At 52.4% G+C, this 12,618-nt stretch carries 9 protein-coding genes; all 9 read left to right on the forward strand.

Going from position 1 to position 12,618, the window contains the following annotated elements; all coding sequences use genetic code 11:
• The coding region (locus VGM55_RS26580; protein WP_076995039.1) for an elongation factor Tu at positions 1-117 on the forward strand (117 nt) is incomplete at its 5' end.
• Positions 118-351: 234 nt separating this feature from the next.
• On the forward strand, positions 352-735 hold the full coding sequence (secE, locus tag VGM55_RS26585) for a preprotein translocase subunit SecE (RefSeq protein WP_008460146.1): 384 nt from the start codon (positions 352-354) through the stop codon (positions 733-735).
• A gap of 1 nt (position 736) precedes the next feature.
• The gene (gene nusG, locus VGM55_RS26590) at positions 737-1,282 is read left to right on the forward strand and encodes a transcription termination/antitermination protein NusG (RefSeq protein WP_003862341.1); all 546 of its coding nucleotides are present in this window, start codon (positions 737-739) and stop codon (positions 1,280-1,282) included.
• A 155-nt stretch (positions 1,283-1,437) separates the two neighbouring features.
• Positions 1,438-1,866, forward strand: a complete 429-nt coding sequence (gene rplK, locus VGM55_RS26595; RefSeq protein ID WP_008460147.1) for a 50S ribosomal protein L11 — start codon at positions 1,438-1,440, stop codon at positions 1,864-1,866.
• A gap of 3 nt (positions 1,867-1,869) precedes the next feature.
• On the forward strand, positions 1,870-2,574 hold the full coding sequence (rplA, locus tag VGM55_RS26600) for a 50S ribosomal protein L1 (RefSeq protein WP_154189520.1): 705 nt from the start codon (positions 1,870-1,872) through the stop codon (positions 2,572-2,574).
• 299 nt (positions 2,575-2,873) lie between these two features.
• Positions 2,874-3,371, forward strand: a complete 498-nt coding sequence (rplJ, locus tag VGM55_RS26605) for a 50S ribosomal protein L10 (RefSeq protein ID WP_007704673.1) — start codon at positions 2,874-2,876, stop codon at positions 3,369-3,371.
• A gap of 66 nt (positions 3,372-3,437) precedes the next feature.
• Complete coding sequence (gene rplL / locus VGM55_RS26610; RefSeq protein ID WP_331637250.1) at positions 3,438-3,803, forward strand: 50S ribosomal protein L7/L12; 366 nt, start codon at positions 3,438-3,440, stop codon at positions 3,801-3,803.
• Positions 3,804-4,129: 326 nt separating this feature from the next.
• Positions 4,130-8,158, forward strand: coding sequence for a DNA-directed RNA polymerase subunit beta (gene rpoB / locus VGM55_RS26615; protein WP_154189519.1), 4,029 nt, complete (start codon positions 4,130-4,132; stop codon positions 8,156-8,158).
• A 75-nt stretch (positions 8,159-8,233) separates the two neighbouring features.
• Positions 8,234-12,454 (forward strand): DNA-directed RNA polymerase subunit beta', encoded by a 4,221-nt coding sequence (rpoC, locus tag VGM55_RS26620; protein WP_061278314.1) that lies wholly within the window; start codon positions 8,234-8,236, stop codon positions 12,452-12,454.
• Positions 12,455-12,618: the final 164 nt, after the last annotated feature.

Below are 12,618 nucleotides of genomic sequence, written 5' to 3' on the forward strand. Positions count from 1 at the left end.
ATCAAAATGGTTGTTACCCTGATCCACCCAATCGCGATGGATGACGGCCTGCGTTTCGCAATCCGTGAAGGCGGCCGTACCGTTGGCGCGGGCGTTGTTGCTAAAGTTATCGCTTAATCGCTGATAACATTTGACGCAATGCGCAAGAAAAGGGCATCATTTGATGCCCTTTTTGTACGCTTTCGAACCAGAACCTGGCTCATCAGTGATTTTTTACCGATAATCATTGCTGAGACAGGCTCTGAAGATGGCGTTTATGCCGGATAGCGCCTGAAAAGAGCAATTCGGTTTGGTTTGCCTCGCCTGCGCGGGGCAAAAATGTTTGTCTGATTTATTGTGACAGGTTGGTTTATGAGTGCGAATACCGAAGCTCAAGGGAGCGGGCGTGGCCTCGAAGCGATGAAGTGGCTGGCAGTAGTCGTTTTGCTGCTCGTGGCAATCGTGGGCAACTACATTTATCGTGATATCACTCTGCCGCTTCGTGCACTGGCTGTGGTAATTCTGATTGCGGCGGCAGGTGGTGTTGCGCTGCTGACGGTAAAAGGCAAAGCAACCGTGGCCTTCGCTCGTGAAGCGAGAACTGAAGTACGTAAGGTTATTTGGCCTACTCGCCAGGAAACTCTGCACACCACTTTAATCGTGGCAGCGGTTACCGCTGTGATGTCACTGATTTTGTGGGGGCTGGATGGTATTCTGGTCCGCCTGGTATCTTTTATTACTGGCCTGAGGTTCTGAGATGTCTGAAGCCCCTAAAAAGCGTTGGTACGTCGTTCAGGCGTTTTCCGGTTTTGAAGGTCGTGTAGCGACTTCGCTACGCGAGCATATCAAACTCCATAACATGGAAGAGCTGTTTGGCGAAGTGATGGTTCCAACCGAAGAGGTTGTTGAAATCCGTGGCGGCCAGCGTCGTAAAAGCGAACGTAAATTCTTCCCTGGCTATGTTCTGGTCCAGATGGTGATGAACGATGCAAGCTGGCACCTGGTGCGTAGCGTTCCACGCGTAATGGGTTTCATCGGTGGTACTTCCGATCGTCCTGCGCCTATCAGCGATAAAGAAGTGGATGCGATCATGAACCGCCTGCAGCAGGTTGGTGACAAACCGCGTCCGAAAACGTTGTTCGAGCCGGGTGAAATGGTCCGTGTTAACGACGGCCCGTTTGCAGACTTCAACGGTGTGGTCGAAGAAGTGGATTACGAGAAGAGCCGCCTCAAGGTTTCCGTATCAATCTTTGGTCGTGCAACACCGGTTGAACTGGATTTTGCTCAGGTCGAGAAAGCCTAATAATTTGATCGTTTAAGCAGCGATTATTCATTGCACAGGGCGCGAAATTGACATACAATTTCGCGCCTTTTGTTTTTATGTGTCTTGTACACATAAAACGTTTTATTCACGGGGAGCCTTCTTGAGGCGCTATTACCCAATCAGAGGATTTTAGAATGGCTAAGAAAGTACAAGCCTACGTCAAGCTGCAGGTTGCAGCTGGTATGGCGAACCCAAGTCCACCAGTTGGTCCAGCTCTGGGTCAGCAGGGTGTTAACATCATGGAATTCTGTAAAGCGTTCAACGCAAAAACTGAATCCCTGGAAAAAGGTCTGCCAATCCCGGTTGTTATTACCGTTTACGCTGACCGTTCTTTCACTTTCGTTACCAAAACCCCTCCAGCAGCAGTTCTGCTGAAGAAAGCGGCTGGTATCAAGTCTGGTTCCGGTAAGCCGAACAAAGACAAAGTGGGTAAAGTTTCCCGCGCTCAGCTGCAGGAAATCGCGCAGACCAAAGCTGCCGACATGACTGGTTCCGACATTGAAGCGATGACTCGCTCCATTGAAGGTACTGCACGTTCCATGGGCCTGGTAGTGGAGGACTAAGAAATGGCTAAACTGACCAAGCGCATGTCCGTGATCCGTGACAAAGTTGATGCAACTAAGCAGTATGACATCAACGAAGCTATCGCTCTGCTGAAAGAGCTGGCCACTGCTAAATTCGTAGAAAGCGTTGACGTTGCCGTTAACCTCGGCATCGACGCTCGTAAATCTGACCAGAACGTACGTGGTGCAACTGTACTGCCGCACGGTACTGGCCGCTCCGTTCGCGTAGCCGTATTTGCCCAGGGTCCTAACGCTGAAGCAGCTAAAGCTGCTGGCGCAGAGCTGGTAGGTATGGAAGATCTGGCTGACCAGATCAAGAAAGGCGAAATGAACTTCGACGTTGTTATCGCATCTCCGGATGCAATGCGCGTTGTTGGCCAGCTGGGCCAGGTTCTGGGTCCACGCGGCCTGATGCCAAACCCGAAAGTGGGTACCGTAACCCCTAACGTTGCTGAAGCAGTTAAAAATGCTAAAGCGGGTCAGGTTCGTTACCGCAACGACAAAAACGGCATCATCCACACCACCATCGGTAAAGTGGACTTTGACGCTGACAAACTGAAAGAAAACCTGGAATCTCTGCTGGTTGCGCTGAAAAAAGCAAAACCATCTCAGGCGAAAGGCGTGTACATCAAGAAAGTTAGCATCTCTACCACCATGGGTGCAGGTGTTGCGGTTGACCAGGCTGGTCTGAACGCAGTGGCGAACTAATAATCGCCTTTACGCGGGCGAAAGATTAGTCTATTATCTTACGCCCGTTGTTCTGTTTATACAGGACACAAAGAATTTTCGGTTGGAGCCTGGCCTTATCCAGGCCTCCGTCCAAGACCGCAGGTGTTTCGCAAGAGACTTAATTCCCTGCGTAGACGGTGACAGAACCTGAAGAATATTTTTAGATAGTCTTTAGCTTGTTTCTGCTCACCGTATGTAGACGCGCTTTTCCATTGTGGTTAAGTGCGAAGTGAGTTTCGGGACGTTATGTCCCGGCTAAAACCCAGGAGCAAAAGCTAATGGCTTTAAATCTTCAAGACAAACAAGCGATTGTTGCTGAAGTCAGCGAAGTAGCCAAAGGCGCGCTGTCTGCAGTAGTTGCGGATTCCCGTGGCGTTACTGTAGACAAAATGACCGAACTGCGTAAAGCAGGTCGCGAAGCCGGCGTTTACATGCGTGTTGTTCGCAACACCTTGCTGCGCCGTGTTGTTGAGGGTACTCAGTTTGAGTGCCTGAAAGACGCGTTCGTTGGTCCGACCCTGATTGCATATTCTATGGAACACCCGGGCGCTGCTGCTCGTCTGTTCAAAGATTTCGCTAAAGCGAATGCAAAATTTGAGGTCAAAGCCGCTGCCTTTGAAGGTGAGCTGATCCCGGCGTCGCAAATCGACCGCCTGGCAACTCTGCCGACCTACGAAGAAGCAATTGCACGCCTGATGGCAACCATGAAAGAAGCTTCGGCTGGCAAACTGGTTCGTACTCTGGCTGCTGTACGCGATGCAAAAGAAGCTGCTTAATCGCAGTTGTCTTTATCAAGTATTCGCTTACGTATAAACTTATTCTGATATTCAGGAACAATTTAAATGTCTATCACTAAAGATCAAATCATTGAAGCAGTATCCGCTATGTCCGTAATGGACGTTGTAGAGCTGATCTCTGCAATGGAAGAAAAATTCGGTGTTTCTGCTGCTGCTGCTGTAGCTGTTGCTGCTGGCCCAGCTGAAGCTGCTGAAGAGAAAACTGAGTTCGACGTTATTCTGAAAGCTGCTGGCGCTAACAAAGTTGCCGTAATCAAAGCAGTTCGTGGCGCAACTGGCCTGGGTCTGAAAGAAGCTAAAGACCAGGTTGAGTCTGCACCAGCTGCGCTGAAAGAAGGCGTGAGCAAAGACGACGCTGAAGCTCTGAAAAAATCTCTGGAAGAAGCTGGCGCTGAAGTTGAAGTTAAATAAGCCAACCCTTCCGGTTGCAGCCTAAGTAATTAGGCTGATGGCTGGTGACTTTTTAGTCACCAGCCTTTTTGCGCTGTAGGGTACCAGTAGTGTTTCACACTGTTTGACTGCTGGTTTCCATTCAATGCATGTCTCTATCGACGCCTTAATATACTGCGACTTTCTACACCGGGAGTTCCGGCGTAAAGCGTAATGAAATGGTTTAAGAGTGATAGAAACAGGTATTGCGGGAAGTGTTCCACTTTCCGGTCCACAAAATAGTGTTGCATAAACTGCCCCTTTCGACGGGCAGATGGGTCGACTTGTCAGCGAGCTGAGGAACCCTAATGGTTTACTCCTATACCGAGAAAAAACGTATTCGTAAGGATTTTGGAAAGCGTCCGCAAGTACTGGACATTCCTTATCTCCTTTCTATCCAGCTTGACTCGTTCCAGAAGTTCATCGAGCAAGATCCCGAAGGACAGTACGGTCTGGAAGCGGCTTTCCGCTCCGTATTCCCGATTGCAAGCTACAGCGGCAATTCTGAGCTGCAGTATGTTAGCTATCGTCTGGGCGAACCTGTATTTGACGTTAAAGAATGTCAAATCCGTGGCGTGACGTATTCTGCTCCGCTGCGTGTAAAACTGCGTCTGGTGATCTACGAGCGCGAAGCGCCGGAAGGCACCGTAAAAGACATTAAAGAACAAGAAGTCTACATGGGCGAAATTCCGCTCATGACCGACAACGGGACTTTCGTTATCAACGGTACTGAGCGCGTAATCGTTTCTCAGTTGCACCGTAGCCCGGGCGTGTTCTTCGACAGTGACAAAGGTAAAACCCACTCTTCAGGGAAGGTACTGTATAACGCACGTATCATTCCTTACCGTGGTTCCTGGCTGGACTTCGAATTCGACCCGAAAGATAACCTGTTCGTGCGTATTGACCGTCGCCGCAAACTGCCTGCGACTATCATCCTGCGCGCATTGAACTACACCACTGAGCAGATCCTTGACCTGTTCTTTGAGAAAGTTAATTTCGAAATCCGTGACAACAAGCTGCAGATGGAACTGGTGCCGGAACGCCTTCGTGGCGAGACCGCATCCTTCGACATCGAAGCTGACGGCAAAGTGTACGTTGAAAAGGGCCGCCGTATTACCGCGCGCCACATTCGCCAGCTGGAAAAAGACGATATCAAGCATATCGAAGTTCCGGTTGAGTACATCGCGGGTAAAGTTGCGGCTAAAGACTATGTTGATGCATCGACCGGCGAACTGATTTGCCCGGCGAACATGGAGCTGTCTTTGGATCTGCTGGCTAAACTGAGCCAGTCAGGCCACAAGCGCATCGAAACGCTGTTCACCAACGATCTTGATCATGGTGCATACATCTCCGAGACCGTACGCGTCGATCCAACCAATGACCGCCTGAGCGCGCTGGTTGAAATCTACCGTATGATGCGTCCTGGTGAGCCACCAACGCGTGAAGCAGCGGAAAGCCTGTTCGAGAACCTGTTCTTCTCCGAAGACCGCTACGATCTGTCCGCGGTTGGTCGTATGAAGTTCAACCGTTCTCTGCTGCGTGATGAAATCGAAGGCTCCGGTATCCTGAGCAAAGATGACATCATCGAAGTGATGCGCAAGCTGATCGGTATTCGTAACGGCCAGGGCGAAGTGGATGATATCGACCACCTCGGCAACCGTCGTATCCGTTCCGTAGGCGAAATGGCGGAAAACCAGTTCCGCGTTGGCCTGGTACGTGTTGAGCGTGCGGTGAAAGAGCGTCTGTCCCTGGGCGATCTGGATACCCTGATGCCTCAGGACATGATCAACGCCAAGCCTATCTCTGCCGCGGTGAAAGAGTTCTTCGGTTCCAGCCAGCTGTCTCAGTTCATGGACCAGAACAACCCGCTGTCCGAGATCACGCACAAACGTCGTATCTCCGCGTTGGGCCCGGGCGGTCTGACCCGTGAGCGTGCGGGCTTCGAGGTACGTGACGTACACCCAACCCACTACGGTCGTGTGTGTCCAATCGAAACCCCAGAAGGTCCAAACATCGGCCTGATCAACTCCCTGTCCGTGTACGCACAGACTAACGAATACGGCTTCCTTGAGACTCCGTATCGTCGCGTTGTTGACGGTGTTGTGACCGACGAAATTCATTACCTGTCTGCTATCGAAGAAGGTAACTACGTTATCGCTCAGGCGAACACCAACCTGAACGAAGAAGGCCGTTTCGTAGACGACCTGGTTACCTGCCGTAGCAAAGGCGAATCCAGCTTGTTCAGCAACGACCAGGTTGACTACATGGACGTTTCCACCCAGCAGGTGGTTTCCGTCGGTGCGTCCCTGATCCCGTTCCTGGAACACGATGACGCCAACCGTGCATTGATGGGTGCGAACATGCAACGTCAGGCGGTTCCAACTCTGCGCGCTGATAAGCCGCTGGTTGGTACCGGTATGGAGCGTGCTGTAGCCGTTGACTCCGGCGTTACAGCCGTAGCCAAACGTGGCGGTACCGTTCAGTACGTTGATGCTTCCCGTATCGTTATCAAAGTTAACGAAGACGAGATGTATCCGGGCGAAGCGGGTATCGACATCTACAACCTGACCAAGTACACCCGTTCTAACCAGAACACCTGCATCAACCAGATGCCGTGCGTGTCCCTGGGTGAGCCAATCGAACGTGGCGACGTGCTGGCAGACGGTCCGTCTACCGACCTCGGTGAACTGGCGCTTGGCCAGAACATGCGCGTAGCGTTCATGCCGTGGAACGGTTACAACTTCGAAGACTCCATCCTTGTCTCCGAGCGTGTGGTTCAGGAAGATCGTTTCACGACTATTCACATCCAGGAACTGGCCTGTGTGTCTCGTGACACCAAGCTGGGGCCAGAAGAGATCACCGCCGACATCCCTAACGTGGGTGAAGCTGCGCTCTCCAAGCTGGATGAATCCGGTATCGTTTATATCGGTGCCGAAGTGACCGGTGGTGACATTCTGGTTGGTAAGGTAACGCCGAAAGGTGAAACCCAGCTGACGCCAGAAGAGAAACTGCTGCGCGCTATCTTCGGCGAGAAAGCGTCTGACGTTAAAGACTCTTCCCTGCGCGTACCAAACGGCGTGTCCGGTACCGTCATCGACGTTCAGGTCTTCACCCGCGATGGCGTGGAAAAAGACAAACGTGCGCTGGAAATCGAAGAGATGCAGCTGAAGCAGGCTAAGAAAGACCTGTCCGAAGAACTGCAGATCCTCGAAGCTGGTCTGTTTAGCCGTATCTATGCTGTGCTGGTTGCCGGTGGCGTTGAAGCTGACAAGCTCGACAAACTGCCACGCGATCGCTGGCTGGAACTGGGTCTGACCGACGAAGATAAGCAAAACCAGCTGGAGCAGCTGGCAGAGCAGTACGACGAGCTGAAGCACGAGTTTGAGAAGAAACTTGAAGCCAAGCGCCGCAAAATCACTCAGGGCGATGACCTGGCACCTGGCGTGCTGAAAATCGTGAAAGTGTATCTGGCCGTTAAACGTCAGATCCAGCCTGGTGACAAGATGGCAGGTCGTCACGGGAACAAAGGTGTTATCTCCAAGATCAACCCGATCGAAGATATGCCATACGATGAAAACGGCACGCCGGTAGACATCGTACTGAACCCGCTGGGCGTACCGTCTCGTATGAACATCGGTCAGATTCTGGAAACCCACCTGGGTATGGCTGCAAAAGGCATCGGCGAGAAGATCAACGCCATGCTGAAACAGCAGCAGGAAGTCGCCAAACTGCGCGAATTCATCCAGAAAGCGTATGACCTGGGTACAGACGTTCGTCAGAAGGTTGATCTGAACACCTTCACCGACGATGAAGTGCTGCGCCTGGCTGAAAACCTGAAAAAAGGTATGCCGATTGCTACTCCGGTATTCGACGGTGCAAAAGAGTCGGAAATCAAAGAGCTGCTGCAACTGGGCGGTCTGCCATCTTCTGGCCAGATTACCCTGTTCGACGGCCGTACCGGTGAGCAGTTTGAGCGTCAGGTAACCGTAGGTTACATGTACATGCTGAAACTGAACCACCTGGTTGATGACAAGATGCACGCGCGTTCTACCGGTTCTTACAGCCTGGTTACTCAGCAGCCGCTGGGTGGTAAGGCTCAGTTCGGTGGTCAGCGCTTCGGTGAGATGGAAGTGTGGGCGCTGGAAGCATATGGCGCTGCCTATACCCTGCAGGAAATGCTGACCGTTAAGTCTGATGACGTGAATGGCCGTACCAAGATGTATAAGAACATCGTGGATGGCAACCATCAGATGGAACCGGGCATGCCGGAATCCTTCAACGTACTGTTGAAAGAAATCCGTTCGCTGGGTATCAACATCGAGCTGGAAGACGAGTAATCGTTGCTCAAAAGGTCCAGGGTGCCCGGCTAACGCCGGGCATCACAGAGTGCTAACTCCGACGGGAGCAAATCCGTGAAAGACTTATTAAAGTTTCTGAAAGCGCAAACTAAAACCGAAGAGTTTGATGCGATCAAAATTGCTCTGGCTTCGCCAGACATGATCCGTTCATGGTCTTTCGGTGAAGTTAAAAAGCCGGAAACCATCAACTACCGTACGTTCAAACCTGAGCGTGACGGTCTGTTCTGCGCCCGTATTTTTGGGCCAGTAAAAGACTACGAGTGCCTGTGCGGTAAGTACAAGCGCCTGAAACACCGTGGTGTTATCTGTGAGAAGTGTGGCGTAGAAGTTACCCAGACTAAAGTTCGTCGTGAGCGTATGGGTCACATCGAGCTGGCTTCTCCGACTGCCCACATTTGGTTCCTGAAGTCTCTGCCATCTCGTATCGGCCTGCTGCTGGATATGCCGCTGCGTGATATCGAGCGCGTACTGTACTTCGAATCTTATGTTGTGATCGAAGGCGGGATGACCAACCTCGAGCGTCGTCAGATCCTGACTGAAGAGCAGTATCTGGATGCGCTGGAAGAGTTCGGTGACGAATTCGACGCGAAGATGGGTGCGGAAGCTATTCAGGCCCTGCTGAAGAGCATGGATCTGGAGCAAGAGTGTGAAACTCTGCGCGAAGAGCTGAACGAAACCAACTCTGAAACCAAACGTAAAAAGCTGACCAAGCGTATCAAGCTGCTGGAAGCGTTCGTTCAGTCTGGTAACAAACCAGAGTGGATGATCCTGACCGTTCTGCCGGTTCTGCCGCCAGATTTGCGTCCGCTGGTACCGCTGGACGGTGGTCGTTTCGCAACTTCAGATCTGAACGATCTGTACCGTCGCGTGATCAACCGTAACAACCGTCTGAAGCGTCTGCTGGATCTGGCTGCGCCAGACATCATCGTACGTAACGAAAAACGTATGCTGCAGGAAGCGGTAGATGCCCTGCTGGATAACGGCCGTCGCGGTCGTGCCATCACCGGCTCTAACAAACGTCCTCTGAAATCTTTGGCCGACATGATCAAAGGTAAGCAGGGTCGTTTCCGTCAGAACCTGTTGGGTAAACGTGTTGACTACTCCGGTCGTTCTGTTATCACCGTAGGTCCATACCTGCGTCTGCATCAGTGCGGTCTGCCGAAGAAAATGGCGCTGGAGCTGTTCAAACCGTTCATCTACGGCAAGCTGGAGCTGCGTGGCCTCGCGACCACCATCAAAGCTGCTAAGAAAATGGTTGAGCGTGAAGAAGCTGTCGTTTGGGATATCCTGGACGAAGTTATCCGCGAACACCCGGTACTGCTGAACCGTGCACCAACTCTGCACCGTTTGGGTATCCAGGCATTTGAACCTGTTCTGATCGAAGGTAAAGCTATCCAGCTGCACCCGCTGGTTTGTGCGGCCTATAACGCCGACTTCGATGGTGACCAGATGGCGGTACACGTTCCGCTGACGCTTGAAGCTCAGCTGGAAGCGCGTGCGCTGATGATGTCTACCAACAACATCCTGTCCCCAGCGAACGGCGAGCCAATCATCGTTCCTTCTCAGGACGTTGTATTGGGTCTGTACTACATGACCCGTGACTGTGTTAACGCCAAAGGCGAAGGCATGGTGCTGACTGGCCCTAAAGAAGCTGAGCGTATTTATCGCGCTGGCCTGGCCTCTCTGCATGCGCGCGTTAAAGTGCGTATCACCGAATACGAAAAAGATGCTCAGGGCACATTCGTTGCGAAAACCAGCCTGATCGACACGACCGTTGGCCGTGCGATTCTGTGGATGATCGTACCGAAAGGCCTGCCTTTCTCCATCGTCAACCAGGCGCTGGGTAAAAAGGCAATCTCTAAGATGCTGAACACCTGTTACCGTATTCTGGGCCTGAAACCGACCGTTATTTTTGCGGACCAGACGATGTACACCGGCTTTGCTTATGCAGCGCGTTCAGGTGCATCCGTTGGTATTGATGACATGGTCATCCCGGAGAAAAAACACGAGATCATCAGCGAAGCGGAAGCTGAAGTTGCTGAGATCCAGGAGCAGTTCCAGTCCGGTCTGGTTACCGCGGGCGAACGCTATAACAAAGTTATCGATATCTGGGCTGCGGCGAACGATCGTGTATCCAAAGCGATGATGGATAACCTGCAAACTGAAACCGTGATTAACCGTGACGGCGTCGAAGAGCAGCAGGTTTCCTTCAACAGCATCTACATGATGGCCGACTCCGGTGCGCGTGGTTCTGCAGCGCAGATTCGTCAGCTGGCCGGTATGCGTGGTCTGATGGCTAAGCCAGATGGCTCCATCATCGAAACGCCAATCACCGCGAACTTCCGTGAAGGTCTGAACGTACTCCAGTACTTCATCTCCACTCACGGTGCGCGTAAAGGTCTGGCGGATACCGCACTGAAAACGGCGAACTCCGGTTACCTGACTCGTCGTCTGGTAGACGTTGCCCAGGATCTGGTCGTCACTGAAGACGATTGTGGCACCCTGGAAGGCATCACCATGACGCCGGTTATCGAGGGTGGCGACGTTAAAGAGCCGCTGCGTGACCGCGTACTGGGCCGTGTGACTGCTGAAGACATTCTGAAGCCGGGCACTGCTGATATCCTGGTTCCACGCAACACGCTGCTGCACGAACAGTGGTGTGACCTGCTGGAAGCTAACTCTGTTGACAGCGTGAAAGTCCGTTCCGTAGTAGGTTGCGAAACTGACTTTGGCGTGTGTGCACACTGCTACGGTCGCGACCTGGCACGTGGTCACATCATCAACAAAGGTGAAGCTATCGGGGTTATCGCGGCACAGTCCATCGGTGAACCTGGTACACAGCTGACGATGCGTACGTTCCACATCGGTGGTGCGGCATCCCGTTCTGCTGCTGAATCCAGCATTCAGGTTAAGAACAAAGGTAGCATCAAGCTCAGCAACGCGAAGTCGGTTGTGAACTCCAGCGGTAAACTGGTTGTGACCTCCCGTAACACCGAGCTGAAGCTGATCGACGAATTCGGTCGTACCAAAGAGAGCTATAAAGTGCCTTACGGTGCTGTTATGGCGAAAGGTGATGGCGAGCAGGTTGCCGGCGGTGAAACCGTAGCAAACTGGGATCCACACACCATGCCGGTTATCACCGAAGTAAGTGGTTTCATCCGCTTCACTGACATGATTGACGGCCAGACCATTACTCGTCAGACCGACGAGCTGACCGGTCTGTCTTCTCTGGTCGTTCTGGATTCCGCTGAGCGTACTGCGGGTGGTAAAGACCTGCGTCCTGCTCTGAAAATCGTTGATGCTAAAGGCAACGACGTTCTGATCCCTGGCACCGATATGCCGGCTCAGTACTTCCTGCCGGGTAAAGCGATTGTTCAGCTGGAAGATGGCATTCAGATCAGCTCCGGTGACACCCTGGCGCGTATTCCTCAGGAATCCGGCGGTACCAAGGATATTACCGGTGGTCTGCCACGCGTTGCGGACCTGTTCGAAGCCCGTCGTCCGAAAGAGCCGGCAATCCTGGCTGAAATCAGCGGCATCATTTCCTTCGGTAAAGAAACCAAAGGGAAACGTCGTCTGGTTATCACCCCGGTAGACGGTAGCGAGCCGTACGAAGAGATGATTCCGAAATGGCGTCAGCTTAACGTGTTCGAAGGCGAGCGTGTTGAACGTGGTGACGTAGTTTCCGATGGTCCAGAGTCTCCGCACGACATCCTGCGTCTGCGTGGCGTGTACGCTGTAACTCGTTATATTACTAACGAAGTACAGGACGTTTACCGTCTGCAAGGCGTTAAGATTAACGATAAACACATCGAAGTTATCGTTCGTCAGATGCTGCGTAAAGCAACCATCGTTAACGCAGGCAGCTCCGACTTCCTGGAAGGCGAGCAGGCTGAATACTCACGCATTAAGATCGCTAACCGCGAACTGGATGCGAACGGCAAGATCAACGTGACTTACATGCGCGATCTGCTGGGTATCACCAAAGCCTCTCTGGCAACCGAGTCCTTCATCTCCGCGGCATCGTTCCAGGAGACCACTCGAGTGCTGACCGAAGCAGCCGTTGCGGGCAAACGCGACGAACTGCGCGGCCTGAAAGAGAACGTTATCGTGGGTCGTCTGATCCCGGCCGGTACCGGTTATGCGTACCATCAGGATCGTATGCGTCGCCGTGCAGCGGGTGAAATCCCTGCGGCACCTCAGGTGACTGCTGAAGACGCTTCTGCCAGCCTGGCAGAGCTGCTGAACGCAGGCTTGGGCGGTAACGACGAGTAATCGTGCTATACGCCTGAAATAAAAAACCCGCTTCGGCGCTGAGGGATCCCCATAAATCAGCGCTAATAAACCAACACCATATTTCGGTAGGTTTTGGCGAGGTGATTAAGAACGGTGCTCAGCACCGTTTGCTTTAAAATTAGCGGGGAGTGTCTTAAGACATT

Source organism: Cedecea sp. (assembly GCF_036500665.1).
Classification (GTDB): Bacteria; Pseudomonadota; Gammaproteobacteria; order Enterobacterales; family Enterobacteriaceae; genus Cedecea.

Bases quoted from the DNA above. Each gene is read 5' to 3' on its own strand.
- secE (WP_008460146.1), top strand. From the start codon at position 352: ATGAGTGCGAATACCGAAGCTCAAGGGAGCGGGCGTGGCCTCGAAGCG.
- nusG (WP_003862341.1), top strand. From the start codon at position 737: ATGTCTGAAGCCCCTAAAAAGCGTTGGTACGTCGTTCAGGCGTTTTCC.
- rplK (WP_008460147.1), top strand. From the start codon at position 1,438: ATGGCTAAGAAAGTACAAGCCTACGTCAAGCTGCAGGTTGCAGCTGGT.
- rplA (WP_154189520.1), top strand. From the start codon at position 1,870: ATGGCTAAACTGACCAAGCGCATGTCCGTGATCCGTGACAAAGTTGAT.
- rplJ (WP_007704673.1), top strand. From the start codon at position 2,874: ATGGCTTTAAATCTTCAAGACAAACAAGCGATTGTTGCTGAAGTCAGC.
- rplL (WP_331637250.1), top strand. From the start codon at position 3,438: ATGTCTATCACTAAAGATCAAATCATTGAAGCAGTATCCGCTATGTCC.
- rpoB (WP_154189519.1), top strand. From the start codon at position 4,130: ATGGTTTACTCCTATACCGAGAAAAAACGTATTCGTAAGGATTTTGGA.